The sequence below is a fragment of the Nocardiopsis sp. MT53 genome (assembly GCF_019598965.1).
Lineage (GTDB): Bacteria > Actinomycetota > Actinomycetes > Streptosporangiales > Streptosporangiaceae > Nocardiopsis > Nocardiopsis changdeensis.
On record NZ_CP080599.1, the window covers coordinates 3,508,624 to 3,522,081 of the forward strand.

Below are 13,458 nucleotides of genomic sequence, written 5' to 3' on the forward strand. Positions count from 1 at the left end.
CGCACGGCCCCGACCCGCATGACACTAGGCCGCGTCCGGGCCGGCGGACATGGACACCGTGGATAATCGACGCAGGCCCCTGCGCCAATGCGGCAGAGGCCGCCGAGCACGACGAGTGGAGGCCCGATGCCACCGACCCTGGGCGGACTGGTGCGGACGCCCTCCCTTGGGCTGAGCCCGCTCACCGGCGACGAGGGGCTGGAGCGCACGGTGGGGTGGGTCGCGGTCAGCGAGCTCACCGACCCCACCCCCTACCTGGCCGGGGGCGAACTGCTGCTCACCACCGGCGTCCGCTGGGCCGACTCCCGGCCGGACCTGCGCGAATACGTGCGCAGGCTGGCCCGGCGCGACATCGCCGGTCTCGGGTTCGGCGTGGGCGTGGCCCTGGAGCGGACCCCGGAGGAGCTGCGGGAGGCGGCCGCCGAGTTCGGCGTCGTCCTGTTGGAGGTCGCCCGCCGGACCCCCTTCATCGCCATCGGCAAGGAGGTCTCCCGGGTCCTGGCCAAGGAGGAGTACGAGGGCCTCAGCCGCGCCTTCACCGCCCAGCGCGACCTCACCCGCGCCGCCCTGACCGGGGCCGAGGCCGTCGTCGACCGGCTCGCCCGGGACCTGGGCGCCCGCGTGCTGCTGATGGCGGCCGACGGCTCCCCGCGCCACACGGCCCCCGCCGGGGCGGCCCTGCGCCCGCAGGACCTGGCCGGGGAGCTGGAGCGGCTCAAGACCGCGGGGCCGCGCGCCAGCGTGGCGGTCACGGCGGGCGGCGACCGTATCTGGGCCCAGCCGCTGGCCACCGGCCGCCGGGTCCGCGGGTTCCTGGCCGTGGGCACCGGCGGGCCGCTGGGGCCCGAGCAGCGGACCCTGGTCAACGCCGCCGTCTCCCTGCTGTCCCTGGAACTGGAGCGGGACGCCCACGGCGACATCGCCCGCATGGGCGAGGGGGTGCTCGCCGCCCTCCTCACCGGCGCCCTGGACCCGGCCCACCCCGGCGCCGAGCGGCTGGTCGCGGTGCTCCCTCCCGCCCCGGTGGTGGTCGCCGCCGCGGACGGGGTCCAGGGCGCCCACCCCCCGCACGGCGTCCTCGTCGCCGGACACGAGGGCCGGGCCGTGCTGCTGGCCTCGGCCGACACCCCGGCCGCGGCCCTCGCCGACCTGCTCGACGGTCCCGTCGGGATCAGCGAACCGGCCGACTACACCGGGCTCGCCGTCGCCCTGGCCCAGGCCGAGCGCGCCCGCGAGGCGGCCCGCTCCCGGGGCGGGGAGCCGGTGCGGGCCGCCGAACTGCCCGGCGGCCTGCTGGGCCTGGCCGACACCCCCGCCGGGGTCCGGATGGCCGAGGAACTGCTCGCCCCGCTGCTGGCGGAGCGCTCCGGCGCCGAACTGCTCGCCTCCCTGCGCGCGTACCTGGCGGCCTCCGGGCGCTGGGACGCCGCGGCCGACGCCCTGGGCGTGCACCGGCACACCCTGCGCTACCGGATGCGCCGCATCCGCGACCTGCTTCCGGTCGACCTCGACGACCCCGACGTGCGCGCCGAGCTGTGGATGGCCCTGCGCCTGCACGGCGGCCGCGCCTGAAAGTCGGTACGGGTTCCGGCGTTCGGGGGGCCTCGGCCCGCGTTATCCACGACAATGGGCGTTGACAGCGGTGTGTAATCGAATGATCACCGGATCGACGCCGGGGGCGGACGTGAGATCACTACGGGACGATGAGCAGGAGATCGGCGACCTCGGGACACCGGTCCCCTCCGGGCGGCGGCCGGCGGTCATCCGGATCCGCAGGCAGGGGACGGGCGGGGCGTCCCCGCACTGGAAGCCGCCCGCCGCCGAGGACACCGACCCCCGCGCCCTGCTGGGCTACCTGCGCGCCTGCCTGCGCCGCGAGGCCGTGCACACCCACACGGTCCTGCTGGGCCACCTCGACGGCGACACCTGCGCCTGCCTGCCCGGAGGCGCCGAGACACTGTTCAGCGGCGGCGGCGACCGCGTCCCGGCCGGGGCCGCGGCCGCCCGGGTCGTGCGCCTGGCCGCCCGGCACGGGCAGGCCCTGCGCTACGGCTACCCCCTCGTCATCCTCGGCGAGGGAGCCGACCGGGCCGCCCTGCCCCTGCTCACCGTGGACGTCCAGGCGGTCGAGGACCCCGCGTTCCCCGACGCCCCCCGGATCCGCGCGATCGGCCCGCCCGACGTCAACGCCGCGCTGCTGGAGCGGCTGGGCGCCACCGACCCCGAGGACCTCTTCGAGCTGCGGACCCGGCTGCGCTCCGGCGCCCGCGGCCCCTACCCCGCGGCCGTCGCCGACCTGGCCGTCAAGGTGCGCACCCTGCTCTCCCGCCTGGAGATCGAGCGGGTCGACGACATCGACCCGGCGGCCACCCGGGACGCGCCCCGCGACCCCGTCGACGGCGCCCACAACGTCGCCGTCCTGTTCCGGGCCGGTCCCGGGGCCCGCCCCGGCGACCGGGTGCCCGAACCGGGCACCGTGGAGGCGGTGCTGGCCGACCTCGATCCCACCGAACGGGACGGCATCGACCCCGGGGCCATCGGGGACACCGCCCTCCAGGCCCTGCTGCGGGGGCCCGGCGGCGCCGCCGGGCCGGAACCGGACCCCGCCCGCGGCGCCCGGGCCGAGGACGGGCGCGACCCCGGCGGGCACGGCGCCGACCCCGTCCCGATCAGCGCCTCGCCCCTGGACCAGGCCCGGTACGCCGCGCTGTGCGCGGCCATGGCCGACCGGCTCACCGCCGTGGCGGCCCCGCCCGGCACCGGCGTCCACGACCTCGTCGACGCCGTGGTCCGCACCGCCGTCGGCTCCGGCCTGCGGGTCCTGGTGTGCGGGCGCACCGAGCACGACATCCGCGAGGTCCTGCGCCGGGCCGAGGGCGGCCACCCGGTCATGCGGGTCGGCGGCAAGGAGCACCGGGCCGCCGAGGCGCGCCTCATCGGGCGCCTGCTCGCCGACCACGGCGGTGCCCCTCCCCGCCACGAGGACCCCGCCGCCCACCGCGCCGACCTGGCCCGCCACTGGTCCGTGGTCCGCGCCGTCTGGGACGAGATGGACGGCATGGCCGCGGGCGGGTACGAGCTCGCCCACCTGGCCCTGGAGCGCGAACTGGGCATCGCCGCCGGCTGGGACCCCGACCGGCTGTTCACCCCCGAGCGCGGCGGCCCGGAGTACTGGCTGCCGCGGGCCGAACGCGCCTTCGCCGGCGGCCTGGGCGCCTTCCAGCACCGCTCCGCCATCCGCCGCGAACTGGGCCTGGACACCGACCCCGAGACCCTCGCCCGGCTGTGCGCGACCGCCCGCCTGGAGAGCCGCTGGCGCGCCGCCCTGGACCGGCGCACCCGGCACGCGCCCCTGGGCGAGCTGACGGAGCGGCTGGCCCGGGCCCGGGAGGAGCACCGCCGCGCCGGTGCCGACTGCCTGGCCGCCGCCGTCGAACCCCGGCTGTGGCGGGGCAGACCCGCCCTGGAGAACCGGCTGGAGACCCTCAACTGGCACCACGGCCCGGGCTGGCCCGGTATGGAGGGGCTGATCGAGGTGCTGCCCGCCTGGACGTGCCGCACCGACCAGGTCCGCGCCCTGCCCCCGCGCGCGGGCCTGTTCGACCTGGTCGTGGTGCTGGGCGCGGAGCGGACCCGGGTCTGCGAGCTGCTGCCCGCCCTGCACCGGGCGGCCCGGGCCCTGGTCGTGGGCGACCCGGCGCACCCCGGCCCGGCCAGCGCGCTGGAACCCGACGAGGAGCGCCGCGCCCTGGCCGCCGCCGGGCTCGCCGCCGACCGGCTGGACGAGCGGGGCCTGCGCCACGGGACCGGGTCGGCGCTGCGCGCGGCCGAGCGCGCCGCCGGCGGGATCCTGTGGCTGGACGAGCACTCCGGGGCGCCGCCCCTGCTCGCCGAGACCGCCTCGCGCCACTGCTACGGAGGGCGGGTGTCGGTGTCCACCGCGCCCGACCCGGGCGGCGGCCCGGCCTTCGAATGGCGCGACGTCGCGGGCGTCTGCGAGGCCGCCCCCGGCCTGTCCTACATCAACCGGGAGGAGGCCTACCGCGCCGCCGTGGTCGTCGACGAGATCGACGAGCACCTGCCGCTCGGGCGCACCATCGCCGTGGTCGCGCCGACCCAGCCCCAGGTGGCGCTGCTGCGCCGCCTGCTGCGGCCGCGGGCCTTCCGCCACCGCGTCGTGGTCGGCGGACCCGACCTGCTCGGCGGCGACCTCGACCGCGCGGACATCACCGTCCTCTCGCCGCTGCTCGCCAGGGGCGCCCCCGCGATCATCGAGCGCCGCGTGCGCCGCATGGGACACCTGTGGGCCGCGGTGCTCACCCGCACCGGGCAGCGGCTCGTGGTCGTCGGCGACCGCTCCCACTGGGAGGCCGGCGACGGCCCGCTCGCCGAACTGGTCGCCGTACCCGAGAACACCCCGGACGGCGCCTGCCGGGCCCTGGTGGACCGGCTCCGGGAGGCGGGCACCCGCGTCGGCGTCCAGCAGACCGTGGAGGGCTGGACCGCCGACCTCGTGGTCCGCTTCGGAGCCCGGCGCCTGCTCATCCTCCTGGACCGCGAACCCGACGGCCGCGGGCTGCGCCGGCTCATGGCCCGCGGCGACGCCCTCAACCGCATCACCGGCGACCCCGTCGTGGTGGTCCCCGCCTGGCGCTGCCTCGCCGACCCCGACCGCCTCGTCCGGGAGATCCTCGAGGCCCGCTGACCCGCACTACCCTGGACGCGGCGGGGACGAGGCCCCGCCGTGCTCAGGGAGGCAAGGGGGATCGGGTGCCCGAGGGCCACACTCTGCACCGGTTGGCGGCGCACTTCGACAAGACCTTCGGCGGCGGCGCCGTGCGGGCCTCCAGCCCCCAGGGCCGCTTCGCCGACGGGGCGGCCCGGATCGACGGCCGGGTCCTGACCACCGGCGAGGCGCACGGCAAGCACCTGTTCCTGGGCTTCGACTCGGGGGAGTGGCTGCGGGTCCACCTGGGCCTGTACGGCGCGTGGACCTTCGGCGACGCCGACGGCGAGCGCCACCTGGGCGCGCCCCGCGCCGCCGGGGCCGGCCGGACCGACCTGGTCCGCGACGCGGACGGGTTCGTCGTGCCGCCCGCGCCGACCGGCACCGTCCGGGCCCGGCTGGTCAACGCCTCCGGCTGGGCCGACCTGCGCGGCCCCTCGGCCTGCGAGGTCGTCACCGAGGAGGAGAAGCTGGCGGTCCAGGAGCGTCTGGGGCCCGACCCGCTGCGCCCCGACGCCGACCCCGAACGCGCCTGGCGTGCGGTCTCCCGCTCCCGGACGAGCATCGCCGCCCTGCTCATGCGGCAGGAGGTCATCGCCGGGATCGGCAACATCTACCGCGCCGAGTCCCTGTTCCGCGCGGGCCTGGACCCGATGACCCCCGGCCGCGACCTCACCCGGCGGCAGTGGGACGCCCTCTGGGACGACCTGGCCGGGCTGCTCCGGGACGGCGTCCGCGACGGCTACATCATCACGACCCGACCCGAGCACCGGCCCGACCCCGGCGCGCTCCCGGTGCCCCGGCCGGACACCCTGTACGTCTGCTACCGCACCGGCGAACCCTGCCGGGTGTGCGGATCCCCGATCGCCTCGGCCGAGCTGGCCGGACGAACGCTCTACTGGTGCCCGGGCTGTCAGCCCGCGTGAGACCCGGTCCCCCTCCCCGGCGAACGCTCACGGAGCGTGCAGTACAATCCCACATCGCCGCTTAACCGGTTCAGGACTCGAGTTCAGGGGGACGTGTGGGGGGTTTGATGCGACGGCCGACCATCATGGACATCGCCAAGGCCGCGGGGGTGTCCAAGGGGGCGGTCTCCTACGCCCTCAACGGCCGGCCCGGGGTCTCCCAGGAGACCCGCGAGCGCATCCTGGCGATCGCCCACGACCTGGGCTGGGCGCCCAGCAGCACGGCGCGCGCCCTGTCGCCCGGCGGCCGGGTGGGCGCGTTCGGGCTGGTCATCGACCGGCCCGCCCGCTTCCTGGGGGTCGAGCCGTTCTTCATGCAGTTGGTCTCGGGCATCGAGGCGGAGCTCGCGGTCGCGGGCACGGACCTGCTGCTCCAGGTCACCGACGACCGGAAGGCGGAGGAGGGCGTCTACCGGCGCTGGTTCGCCGAGCGCCGTGTGGACGGGGTGATCATCGTCGACCTGCGGGTCGACGACCCGAGGATCGCGCTGGTCGACGAGGTGCCGCTGCCCGCGGTCGTCCTGGGCGGGCCCGGCGGGGCGGGCTCCCTGCCGTGCCTGTACACCGACGACGCCTCCTCCGTCCGGGAGGTCGTGCACTACCTGGCCGCCCTGGGGCACCGGCGGGTGGTCCGGGTGGCGGGGCCGGACGACTTCGTGCACACCAGGGACCGGACCCGTGCCTTCGAGGAGGCCGCCGCGGAGGCGGGGCTGCCGGGGGCGGTCACGGTCCACTCCGACTACACGGGGGAGTCGGGCGCCCGCACGACCCGCCGCCTGCTGGCGCGCGCCGACCGGCCCACCGCGCTGGTCTACGACAACGACCTCATGGCGGTGGCCGGCCTGGGCGTGGCCCGCGAGATGGGGGTCGACGTCCCGGGGCAGCTGTCCATCGTGGCCTGGGACGACTCGGTGCTGTGCCAGGTGGTGCACCCCTCCCTGACCGCGGTCGCCCGGGACGTGGTCGCCGCGGGCCGGGAGGTCGCGCGGATGCTCGCCGAGGCGGTCGAGGGCGGCCCCGTGGGCAGCCGCGAGACGGTTCCGGGGGAGCTCCAGCCGCGCGGCAGCACGGGCCCCATGGCGGGCTGAGCGACCGGTGCGCAGGCGTCGGCCGAACGAGCACCTCCGGCATGCCTCCCGAGCCTCATGGGAGCGCTACCAAAACATCATTCACTGTGGAAAACTACGCGCAAGCCGTGCGCTGCGTCACAACGCACACGAGGGGAGAAGCCCGATGGTGAACCGGTTCGACGGTTGTCGGCTGGCTGACTTGCCCACATCTGTGCTGTTACAAGCGAATAACAGCGGAGTGACGCCCATTGACGCCCTTCCCGTCGGCGTGTTGTTGTTAACGTCACTTACCCGGTTCAGCAACGGCCTGTCTCCGCGCCCCTGATTGGGAGCGCTCCCACCTCTTCGGGCCCCGGAGAGGGAAGTTCCCCCCCACGAGCGGCCGACCGGGTGGAAGAAGGAGGAGTCGAGATGAGATCTCTTCGGCTTCCGGCGGCACTCGCGGCACTGACCCTCGCGGTCACGGCCTGCGCGGGTGGCGGCGGCGGAAACGGAGAAGGTTCCGGCGAGTACCCGCGGAACGAGACGCTGTACACCACCGGGACCGCGTGGGGCCCGCCCGCCAACTGGAACCCCTTCATGCAGGGCCAGTACGCGGTCGGCACGGTGGGGCTGGCCTACGAGCCGCTCTTCCTCTTCGACCCGAACACCAGCGAGTACGTCCCCTGGCTGGCCGAGAGCGACAGCTGGCCCGAGGAGAACGTCCACGAGATCGTCCTGCGCGAGGGCATCACCTGGACGGACGGCGAGGCCTTCGACTCCGCCGACGTGGTCTCCACACTGGAGATCGGTCAGTTCGGGTCCGTCCCCTTCAGCAACCTGTGGAACTTCATCGAGAGCGTGGAGGCCGTGGACGCGCAGACCGTCCGCGTCACGTTCAGCGAGAGCCGCCCGCAGGAGTGGATGAACTGGGTTTACTCGCACCCCATCGCCCCCGAGCACATCTGGGGCGAGAAGACCGAAGAGCAGATCATGAGCGACGTGAACGAGGACCCGGTCGGCACCGGTCCCTACGTCTACGAGTCGCACACCGACGAGCGCCTGGTCTGGGAGCGCAACGACGACTGGTGGGGCACCGCGGCGCTCGACTACGAGATGAAGCCCCGCTACATCGTCGACCTCGTCAACGCCTCCAACGACGTCACCCTGGGCATGCTCCAGCAGGGCCAGGTCGACCTGTCGAACAACTTCCTGCCGGGCATCGACCAGATCATCAACGGCAACGAGACCATCACCAGCTTCTACGACGGTCCGCCGTACATGCAGCCCGCCAACACCGCCTGGCTGGTGCCCAACACCACCAAGGAACCGCTGAACGACCCCGCGTTCCGACAGGCGCTGGCCCACTCGATCGACATGCAGCAGATCATCGAGGGCCCGTACTCCAACCTGGTCGAGGCCGCCAACCCCACCGGTCTGCTCCCGCTCTGGGACGACTACATCGATCACGAGCTGGTCGAGGAGGAGGGCTTCTCCTACGACGCCGACGAGGCGGTGGCCATCCTCGAGGACGCGGGCTACCAGGACCAGGACGGCGACGGCTTCGTCGAGACCCCGGACGGCGACCCCATCGCCCTCACCCTGGAGGTCCCGGCCGGCTGGACCGACTGGATGGAGGCGTCCAACGTCATCGCGGCGAACGCCCAGGCCGTCGGCATCAACATCGAGGCGCAGACCCCCGAGTTCGACCTGCTGGTGGACAACCGCAACTCCGGTGAGTTCGACCTGATCATCAACAACGAGCGCCAGGCGAGCAACACCCCCTGGACCTACTACGACTACCTCTTCCAGCTGCCCATCAACGAGCAGCAGACGACGGTCAACTTCGGCCGTTACGAGAACGAGGAGGTGTGGTCCCTGGTCGAGCAGCTCGCCGCCGTCCCCGCGGACGACGTCGAGGCCGCGGCCGAGATCACCTCGCAGATCCAGGAGATCCAGCTGGCCGAGCTCCCGGCCATCCCGCTCTGGTACAACGGCATGTGGTCGCAGGCCAACAACACGTACTGGACGAACTGGCCGAGTGAGGCCGAGGGCGCGCCGAAGAGCGCCGCGACCCTCTGGAACGGCTGGTGGCAGCTCGGCGCCATCACCACCCTGGCCACCATCGAGCCGGCCGGCGAGTAGCCGCACCACGGTCGGCGGGCCGGAGCACCCCTCCTCCCGAGTCCCGCCGACCGCCCGGTCCCGGCCGGGAGCGGCGCGAAAGCCCGACCGGGACCGCCCCGGAGCGGGCGGGACGGCGGAACCCCGCGGGGACCCCCTCGCCCGGGTCCCCCTCCGCCTCCCGCCCCGCCCGGGGCTCCTCGTCCGTCCGCCACCATCACCTGGAGGAACGTGTGTGGCGCTACATCGGCCGTAAGCTCTTCGTCTACCTGCTTACGTTCGTCATCGCGGTCACCATCAACTGGATGATCCCGCGCTTCATGCCGGGCGACCCCGTCCGGAGCATGCTCTCCCGCGCCTCGGTCGGCAACCCCGAGGCCCTGCAGCGCATGAACGATTACTACACGGGGGTCTTCGGCCTCGACACCCCCCTGCACGAGCAGTACCTCGCCTTCTGGGCCGGCCTGCTCCGGGGCGACCTGGGCGTCAGCGTGATGCTGTTCCCCCAGCCCGTCCTGGACATCATCATGAGGTCGGTGCCCTACACCCTGGGACTGCTCCTGCCCGCCATCCTGCTGAGCTGGATCGTCGGCAACCGGATCGGCGCCTTCGCCGCCCGCAAGAAGCTGCTCGACAACACGATCCTGCCCGTGGGGTACATCCTCACCGCCATGCCCTACATGTGGCTGGCCCTGCTGCTCGCCTGGAGCCTGGGCATCGTCGCGGGAGTCCTGCCCACCGCCGGCGGCTACGCCCCGTCGCTGCGCCCGGAGTTCAGCTGGCTGTTCATCTCCAGCCTGATCTCCCACTGGTTCCTGCCGTTCCTGTCCATGTTCATCGTGGCCCTGGGCGGCTGGGCGATCGGCATGCGCAACATGATCATCTACGAGCTGGAGGCGGACTACTCCAACTACCTCCAGGCCCTGGGCGCCCCCACCCGCCTGATCCGCCGCTACGCGTTCCGCAACGCGATGCTGCCGCAGATCACCGGCCTGGCCGTCCAGCTGGGCACGGTCCTGTCCGGCGCCCTGCTCACCGAGATCGTGTTCAACTACCCCGGCCTGGGCACCCTGATCCTCCAGGCGCTGAACAACCGCGACTTCTTCGTGCTCCAGGGCACCTTCCTGTTCGTGGTCGTCGGCGTGCTGATCGCCAACTTCATCATCGACATCGTCTACGTGCTGGTCGACCCGCGCACCCGGGTCCAGATGACGGGAGGCGCGGCGTGAGCGAGATCGCCGGAGCCCCGGGCGCCGCGGATCCCGCGGGCGACCCCCAGCCCACCCCAGAGCGCAAGACCTCCGAGGTCCTGCACTTCGCCGTGCGCAACCCCAAGCTGCTCATCGGCCTGGGCATCGTCCTGAGCCTGCTGCTGCTGGGCATCTTCGGGCCGTTCTTCATCGACCACGACCCCAACGAGTACATAGGCCCCAAGAGCCAGCCGCCGAACGGCGAGTACTGGTTCGGCACGACCAGCTTCGGCCAGGACGTCTGGGCCCAGTTCGTGTACGGCCTGCGCTCGACCTTCCTCATCGGCGCCTTCGGCGGCGGCGTGGCCTTCGTCATCGGCACGGCGGTCGGGTTCGTCGCCGGTTACAAGGGCGGGATCGTCGACGAGATCCTCAACATGCTCACCAACGTCGTGCTGGTGCTGCCCGCCCTGGTCGTCCTCATCGTCATCACGGCCTACCTGGAGGTGCGCGGCGTCTTCATCCAGGGCGTGTTCATCGGCCTGACCTCCTGGCCGTGGGCGGCCCGCGCGGTCCGCTCCCAGGCGCTGTCGCTGTCCACCCGCGACTACGTCGACCTGGCCCGGCTCAGCGGTCGCCGCACCTGGCGGATCATCACCACCGAGATCGCCCCCAACATGAGCTCCTACCTGGTGATGTCCTTCATCCTGCTGTTCGGCGGGGCGATCCTCATCGCCGCGGGCCTGGACTTCATCGGCCTGGGCCCGACCAACGGCGTCTCGCTCGGCCTCATGCTGGAGAGCGCGATGAAGTGGAGCTCCCTCTACCTGGGCATGTGGTGGTGGTTCATCCCGCCGGGCCTCGGGATCACGATGATCGTGGGCTCCCTGTACATCCTGAATGTCGGGCTGGACGAGGTGTTCAACCCCAAGCTGCGGGAGCTGTAGATGACTCTGCGCGTCAACGACCTCAAGGTCTACTACCAGACCCTGCGCGGGGACGTCCACGCCCTGGACGGCGTGACCTTCGATCTGGCCGACGGCGAGATCATGGGTCTGGCCGGCGAGTCCGGGTGCGGCAAGACCACGCTGGGCAAGAGCCTGATCCGCCTCGACTCGCGCATGCGCCACATCGGCGGGACCGTCGAACTGGACGGCAAGGACGTGCCCATCGCCGACGACAGGGCGATGGTGCCCCTGCGGTACCACGAGATCTCGCTCATCCCGCAGTACGCGATGAGCGCGCTCAACCCCACCCGCAAGATCGGGCGGATGATCAACGACCTCCTGCGGGCGCGGGGGGTGCGCCCGGCGGATATCGCCGTCGAGCTCGGACGCCGCCTCGAACTGGTCGGACTCGACACCGACGTCCTGGACCGGTTCCCGATCGAGCTGTCCGGCGGCATGAAGCAGCGCGTCGTCATGGTGATGTCCACGCTGCTCAACCCGTCGCTGCTGATCGCGGACGAGGTCACCTCGGCCCTGGACGTGTCCACCCAGCGCGCCGTCGCCGAGTCCCTGGTGGAGTTCCGGGACCGCGAGTACATCAAGAGCATGGTGTTCGTGACCCACGACATCTCGCTCGTGTACCAGATGGCCGACACGATCATGGTGATGTACGCGGGCCACGTCGTGGAGAAGGCCTCGGCGTCGACCATCGTCAACGCGCCGCGGCACCCGTACACGCAGATGCTCATCTCGGCCCTGCCCGAGGTTGGCACCACCACCGAGCAGGGCCGGCTGGAGGGCATCCCCGGCACCCCGCCCGGGCTGCTGAACCCGCCCACCGGGTGCCGGTTCAAGGACCGCTGCCCGCTGGCGTTCGAGAAGTGCAACGAGCGGCCCCCGCTGGTCGAGATCGAACCCGGCCACTTGGCCGCCTGCTGGAAGACGGGGTGAGGACGTGCTGGAACTCAGCCACGTGCACAAGGTGTACCGGGTCGGGGCGTTCGGCGGAGGGCGGCTGCGCGCCGTCCGCGACGTCAGCCTGAAGGTCGGGTCCGGAGAGGTGGTCTCCCTCATCGGGGAGAGCGGCAGCGGCAAGAGCACCATCGGCAAGATGGTGCTGGGGCTGTTCAAGCCCTCCGCCGGGACGATCTCCTTCGACGGCACCGACATCACGACCATCCGCGGGCACGCCGCCCGCAAGGCCTACTACCGGCGGGTGCAGGGGGTCTTCCAGGACCCGTTCAGCTCCTTCAACCCGATCTTCAAGGCCGACCGGGTGTTCGAGATGATCCGGAGCTCGTACTTCCCCGGGACCTCGGACGCCGACTGGCGGGAGCGGGTGCTCAAGGCGGTCGGCACGGTCCGCCTGGACCCGGAGAACGTCCTGGGCAAGTACCCGCACCAGCTCAGCGGCGGTCAGCTGCAGCGCCTGCTCATCGCGCGGGCCCTGCTGCTGGACGTGGACCTGCTGGTCGCCGACGAGGTGATCAGCATGCTGGACGCCTCCACCCGGATCGACGTGCTCAACCTGCTCGCCGACCTGAAGGAGCGGGGGATGGCGATCCTGTTCGTCACCCACGACCTGTCGCTGGGCAACTACGTCAGCGACCGGTCGGTGATCCTGCGCAAGGGCGCGATCGCCGAGATGGGGCCCACCGCCCGCGTGTTCGAGAACCCGCTGCACCCCTACAGCCGCCACCTGCTCTCCTGCGTGCCCCAGCTGCACCGCACCTGGGCCGAGGTGGACGCCGAGCTGAAGGCGAATCCGCCGGAGGACGTCGAACTCCCGGTCGCCCCGGACGACGCGTCCGCGCCGCTGCTGGAGGCGGAGGAAGGGCATTTCGTCGGGATCGATCAGGGCTGAGAACGGGCCGCCGACCGCGCCGTGGCGCGGCATCCCCGCACTGGTAGGGGGTGCCGCGCCCGTCGCTGTCAGGACCCCGGATATTCCCCTGCTGTTCGTGCGTGTTGCCACACCGAAAACCCTCGCGATCCGGGGTGCCTGTGGTACGTTCGAGGTGATTGTTAGTCGTTGAATTTCGCAGTTGGTGTCTTGCCCGCGGAGTTTGTGACCGGCGGGCGGTTTCCCTGGGGAGTCGGCTCGCGGCAATTACTCGGGCGCGAGGTTGCGCCCGATGTACACCGAGCTGAAGGAGACAACATGGCTCAGGGAACTGTGAAGTGGTTCAACGGCGAGAAGGGCTTCGGCTTCATCTCCCCCGACGACGGTGGCCCCGACGCCTTCGTTCACTACAGCGCCATCCAGGGCACGGGCTTCCGTAACCTGGAGGAGAACCAGCGCGTGGAGTTCGACATCGTCACGGGCAACCGCGGCCCGCAGGCCGAGAACGTCGTCGCCATCTAACTCCTCGTGAGCTAGATCACCACGACTCGGGACGGCCCCGTCCGGAGGTCCTCGACCTCCCGGCGGGGCCGTCCTTCGTCTTCCCCGGGCCC

General features: G+C 72.6%; 10 protein-coding genes. All 10 read left to right on the forward strand.

Annotated features, from left to right (window positions below; all coding sequences use genetic code 11):
* Nucleotides 1–126 precede the first annotated feature (126 nt).
* The 10 genes from K1J57_RS15665 to K1J57_RS15710 all read left to right on the forward strand — a co-directional run bounded on the left by K1J57_RS15665 (nt 127) and on the right by K1J57_RS15710 (nt 13,366).
* Nucleotides 127–1,572: a PucR family transcriptional regulator gene (locus tag K1J57_RS15665; protein ID WP_220565160.1), complete on the forward strand. Its 1,446-nt coding sequence runs from the start codon at nt 127–129 to the stop codon at nt 1,570–1,572.
* 112 nt (nt 1,573–1,684) lie between these two features.
* Complete coding sequence (locus K1J57_RS15670) at nt 1,685–4,705, forward strand: DNA helicase (RefSeq protein WP_220565161.1); 3,021 nt, start codon at nt 1,685–1,687, stop codon at nt 4,703–4,705.
* Nucleotides 4,706–4,770: 65 nt separating this feature from the next.
* Nucleotides 4,771–5,652 carry an Fpg/Nei family DNA glycosylase gene (locus tag K1J57_RS15675; RefSeq protein WP_220565162.1) on the forward strand — a complete coding sequence of 294 codons (882 nt, stop codon included), beginning with the start codon at nt 4,771–4,773 and terminating at the stop codon, nt 5,650–5,652.
* Nucleotides 5,653–5,759: 107 nt separating this feature from the next.
* Nucleotides 5,760–6,779 carry a LacI family DNA-binding transcriptional regulator gene (locus K1J57_RS15680; protein ID WP_220565164.1) on the forward strand — a complete coding sequence of 340 codons (1,020 nt, stop codon included), beginning with the start codon at nt 5,760–5,762 and terminating at the stop codon, nt 6,777–6,779.
* Between the two features lie 393 nt (nt 6,780–7,172).
* The gene (locus K1J57_RS15685; protein WP_220565166.1) at nt 7,173–8,885 is read left to right on the forward strand and encodes an ABC transporter substrate-binding protein; all 1,713 of its coding nucleotides are present in this window, start codon (nt 7,173–7,175) and stop codon (nt 8,883–8,885) included.
* A gap of 212 nt (nt 8,886–9,097) precedes the next feature.
* A complete protein-coding gene (locus tag K1J57_RS15690; protein ID WP_220565167.1) occupies nt 9,098–10,093 on the forward strand; it encodes an ABC transporter permease in 996 nt (331 codons plus the stop codon).
* Entirely contained in the window at nt 10,090–11,001 is a 912-nt protein-coding gene (locus K1J57_RS15695) for an ABC transporter permease (protein WP_220565169.1), read from the forward strand. The genes K1J57_RS15690 and K1J57_RS15695 overlap by 4 nt, the downstream gene beginning before the upstream one ends.
* Nucleotides 11,002–11,952 (forward strand): ABC transporter ATP-binding protein, encoded by a 951-nt coding sequence (locus K1J57_RS15700; RefSeq protein WP_220565171.1) that lies wholly within the window; start codon nt 11,002–11,004, stop codon nt 11,950–11,952.
* Nucleotides 11,953–11,956: 4 nt separating this feature from the next.
* A complete protein-coding gene (locus K1J57_RS15705; RefSeq protein ID WP_220565172.1) occupies nt 11,957–12,865 on the forward strand; it encodes an ATP-binding cassette domain-containing protein in 909 nt (302 codons plus the stop codon).
* A gap of 297 nt (nt 12,866–13,162) precedes the next feature.
* On the forward strand, nt 13,163–13,366 hold the full coding sequence (locus K1J57_RS15710; RefSeq protein ID WP_220565173.1) for a cold-shock protein: 204 nt from the start codon (nt 13,163–13,165) through the stop codon (nt 13,364–13,366).
* Nucleotides 13,367–13,458 lie beyond the last annotated feature (92 nt).